Raw genomic sequence first — 3,708 nt, 5'->3', positions numbered from 1 at the left:
CTGGTCCAGCGGGGTGGATAGTTTGAAATTAACCTCGGTTTGCCGGAAGGCCGTGCTGGCAAGGAGAGGTAGGCAAAGAAGATTAGGTCAAGTCGTCCGGCCGCCTCAGCCATGGCATCCCGGAAATCTGCCTCATCGATACTCTGTGACAGTCTTTCAAGGAATGTCTCGAAAACAAGTGGCATGTGCCTCGTCATCGTCGCGCTCGATTCTTCCTCTTTCTGCACGCCTTCCGGCTGCGTCGTGTATGTCCCGACAAACGTGATTGAATTCGCGGGCGTCGCTGGGCTGACCGGGCTCCAGAATGCTGCCACACTTTCGATCTTCGTCGGTCATCCCAATCATGCTGGGCTCACCCGATGGGCGTCTGGCAGACGCCTCATGATCTCAACAGCTCAATCAGAGAATCTCCATGCATTAAATCATGACCGCCCCTGCACCGACCAAATCAGGAGAAATCATCCTGCGCTGACCAAAAGCCATCATTGACCCCAGCTTTTGCAGGAATTTGGGTCGGCATTAGCATAACAATTCGGATAGCCGCTCATCCCCCACCCGGGGCGCCGTGATCCGCAAAGAAGTGTTGCGATGCTTTCTTTTCTTTGATAGGCAAATCGTCTCAACAATATTAAAATGCCTTTCCTTGTGAACGGGGTGGCGTGTGAGTATCGTCCTTCTATATACCTGACGTGATAAAATTCACCGCAATGATTATGGCCCGCTGCAATGATGTAAAGGGCACGTCTAAGCTCAATCTGCATCGGAACGTGCAGATGACCTTTACCAGACCCTCGATCCCGCACGGGCCATAATGATACTGATTACGTGGGTCAAAAAGGGCGCCCTGCCGGCGGGGAGGTACACCCGCAGGGCGCGCCGCACAGAGGTCCTGGTCGTTGGGCAACAGGACAGCGGCGGCAGAACTGATTCGGTTACAAATCGTGACTGAAATAGCCCGGAGCATGCTCAAGATCAGATATCTGGAATTCAACAGTTTTGGGTCTGCTCGGCGCAGTAGCGCGCAGGGACATGCCTGCCTCCGGACTCGCTCCTTCGCGATCGCAAAATCATACGGCACCCTCGGCCTTCAGCGCGCGATAGGTGGTATCGACCGACTTTACCGTCGCGTCGACAATGATGTCGATCTCTTTTCGGGTAATGATCAGGGGGGGGGCATAACCGAGGATGTCGCCATGCGGCATGGCCCGTCCGATGACACCATTCTCAAACAGAGCAGCTGCAGTGCGCACCCCGACCTGAAGGTCGGGTTCGAATGGTATCCTTTGTTTTGGGTCCCGCATCATCTCTACGGCCGACAGGATACCCACTCCGCGAACTTCACCAACGATGGGATGTCCCGCCAGCTCGGCCTTCATCCGGTCTTGCCAATACGGTCCAACATCGCGGACATGCTCCAGAATATTTTTTTCTTTAAGCAGTCGAATATTGGCGAGCGCGGCTGCGGCACAAAGCGTGTGCCCCGAATATGTCCAGCCGTGGCCGAGTGCGCCGTGCTTCTCAGTTCCTTGTTCCAAAACCGACCAGACACGGTCGCCAATGATTGACCCGGAGATGGGGAGGTAGGCGGAACTCAAACCCTTTGCGATGGTCACGAAATCCGGACGCATGTTATACAGGTGGGAACCGAACTTCTCGCCGGTTCGCGCGAAGCCACAGACCACTTCATCCGCGATTAGAAGGATATCGTATTTGTCGAGCACCGCTTGAATGGACGTCCAGTACCCTTTGGGGGGCGGCACAATACCTCCTGTCCCAAGTACCGGCTCTCCGATAAAAGCTGCAACCGTTTCCGGTCCTTCGGCCAGGATCAAGGCTTCAAGCTCATCGGCACAGCGCCGGGAGAACGCTTCCTCGCTCTCCTCGACACGCGCCTGGCGGTAATAGTGCGGCGTGGTTGTATGGCGCACCAAATCCAGAGGCAGGTCGAAGAAATTGTGAAAGAAGGGAAGGCCAGTTAGGCTACCCGTGACCAATCCAGACCCGTGATAGCCGCGATTTCGCGAGATGATCTTTTTCTTTTCGGGCCGGCCAAGAATGTTATTATAGTACCAGACCAGCTTGATGTTGGTTTCGTTGGCATCGGAACCGGAGAGGCCGAAATAGACCCTTCGCATGTTCTGACCGAAATACTCGACCACGGCCTCTGCCAACAGGGCGACCGGCTCCGTACCTTGGCTGGCATAGACGTGCGCGAACGGCAATTCGTGTGCTTGCCTGGCAATGGCCTCGGCGATCTCCGTGCATCCATATCCCATGTTGACGCAGTAGAGTCCTCCGAAACCGTCGAGGCTCCTTCGGCCTTCGGTGTCCCAGATATAGACGCCTTCCGCACCGGCCATAATCCTATTTGGCGTTTCGCCTCGGCTGTGCTTGGCCAGATGCGTAGAAGGATGGAAGACGAAGCTTCTATCCTTCTCCCGGAGTTGCTCGGTTCCCAGATTGCTCAAGCGCATGTCCCTCTCCTCGCGATAAATTGGCGGAGGGCACTCGGCCAGCCACCTGTTTAGCAAATAGCATACCGGAAACGTCCCTTGAGTTTCTCGGGAATGCAGGTTATTCGCCGTGAAATTCGCGGGATCGGCCCGAATTGCCGTGAAAACTAAGGCGTCACCTTCGCCTTAGCCGAGGGTCGGGGGCGCGTCCTGCAAACACGAACAGCTTACGACGCGCATGCGCCCAGCATAGTGCCCGATTAGCGGGCGATATTGACGGATGAATAGCGCTCGGGACGCTGTTCCCGCCGGCCGCGCGAGGCACGATAGAGCGCCGGCGGCCATGTTCCGCCGAACTGCCGGTCATCCCTTACATTCTGACGGTCCGGATCGGTCTTGCCCTTCCCAAGGGTGGTAATGAGGTGATCAGGGGCAAAGCACATTCGCCTCGATCAGCAGGCAGCGGGTTCCGTGCCGCGGCACAGGCTCCAACCTGGTTGGCCAGCGCTGAGAGGCTGAGGTCGTGCCCTCGCGCATATTGATAGCTTTGGCGGTGCGGCGGCTGGTGCTCGGCAGACTTCTCGAAGGAGCATAGCCAGAAGGTTCGGCCCGGCAAAGACGCGCGGCGAGAGCTCCTTGCCATTGACATCTTGATTCGCAGCCGACCAGCGCCGCCAAGTTCTATCGTCAGCGTGTTGCCTTTCTTGCGATCGCAAATTCGTGGTTGCTGCGCAGGGCGAGCCGAGCTGCGGCTCGCAGGAGGGGGCGAGCCGACAGAATTGCGCGGCCTGAAAAGCTGCCTCCATCAATGCTGGCCGCTCGTGCAGTCTCGAAACGCTGGATCAAGCCTCAAACATCGAACAGCCGCTCCTTTTCCTCGCGAAACCAGCGCCCTCGCGCGACATGATCTTGTCTGACGATCCGACGCTTCGAGCGGGGCTCCTCTAATAGGTTGCACATGACCTGCAGCTTTCAGCCAAACTCAGCAAATCGGACGTCGTGCTCTTCTTATCATCGCTCGGCAAGCTCGGAACACGCTGGCGGACGTTGCTAAGGCTAGTCGCCGCCAGCGGATGGCGAGGATGTTTGGGCGGCTAAGTGCTTTTAGGTGGCGATTATAAGCCGAGATCGCGATAGGTGCTTTCGCCATAGCTCCTGGCGCCATCGCCACGCTGAGCGTTTGAAAGCCGATGAAATTCGCTCGGCCAATTGGCTAGCGCGTGCTTGATGGCCTTCATCTTGAACGGCACGTGCA

At 57.0% G+C, this 3,708-nt stretch carries 1 protein-coding gene and 2 pseudogenes; all 3 read right to left on the bottom strand.

What is annotated here, in order from left to right; translation table 11 throughout:
* A pseudogene (locus EN935_RS42275) lies at positions 1 to 314 on the bottom strand (autoinducer binding domain-containing protein); the annotation flags it as partial.
* A 753-nt stretch (positions 315 to 1,067) separates the two neighbouring features.
* The gene (locus EN935_RS26270; protein ID WP_063169303.1) at positions 1,068 to 2,474 is read right to left on the bottom strand and encodes an aminotransferase; all 1,407 of its coding nucleotides are present in this window, start codon (positions 2,472 to 2,474) and stop codon (positions 1,068 to 1,070) included.
* Positions 2,475 to 2,664: 190 nt separating this feature from the next.
* Positions 2,665 to 3,085 (bottom strand): annotated as a pseudogene (locus EN935_RS42270) (transposase); the annotation flags it as partial.
* Positions 3,086 to 3,708: the final 623 nt, after the last annotated feature.

The sequence above is a fragment of the Mesorhizobium sp. M7D.F.Ca.US.004.03.1.1 genome (assembly GCF_003998635.1).
GTDB lineage: Bacteria > Pseudomonadota > Alphaproteobacteria > Rhizobiales > Rhizobiaceae > Mesorhizobium > Mesorhizobium loti.
Note: the sequence above shows the minus strand (reverse complement) of the source record. Positions and strands in the feature narration are given on the sequence as shown.